Source organism: Saccharomonospora iraqiensis subsp. paurometabolica YIM 90007, assembly GCF_000231035.2.
GTDB classification, from domain to species: Bacteria; Actinomycetota; Actinomycetes; order Mycobacteriales; family Pseudonocardiaceae; genus Saccharomonospora; species Saccharomonospora paurometabolica.
On sequence record NZ_KI912249.1, the window covers coordinates 11,449 to 11,850 of the forward strand.

A 402-nucleotide genomic window follows, 5' to 3' on the forward strand; every position below is an offset into this window, starting at 1 on the left:
TCCGCCGCGGCGGACCCGGGCACCGGGCCGGAGGCGACGGAGGACAGCCCCGCCCGGCGGGCGTGGGAGGAACGGAGGCGGGGGCGGTGCGTGCGGTTGTGGCTGGGCACGGTGCGCGTCCGTGCCGTGGCCCACGACGTCGAGGAGGCGCGGTACCGGCTCACCCGGTACGTGCGAATCCCCTGCCACCGGACCGGGTACGTCCCCGCGCTCCGCGCGACGGACACGCCCCGTCCGCTCCCGGCGGAGGAGTGGCCGGAGGAGGACTATCCGCGGGAGGCGCAGGCCCGGTGGTACGACCGCGCTCCGCACGGTCGGCTCGAACGGGGCGCACGCCGCCGGATACGTGCGGGCGCTGACGGCGGCCCGGTGCCGGGCGCTCGGCATCCCCGTGCCCGCGGT

1 pseudogene is annotated in these 402 nt (G+C 78.9%); it reads left to right on the forward strand.

Going from position 1 to position 402, the window contains the following annotated elements:
* Positions 1–402 (forward strand): annotated as a pseudogene (locus SACPADRAFT_RS34050) (hypothetical protein); the annotation flags it as partial.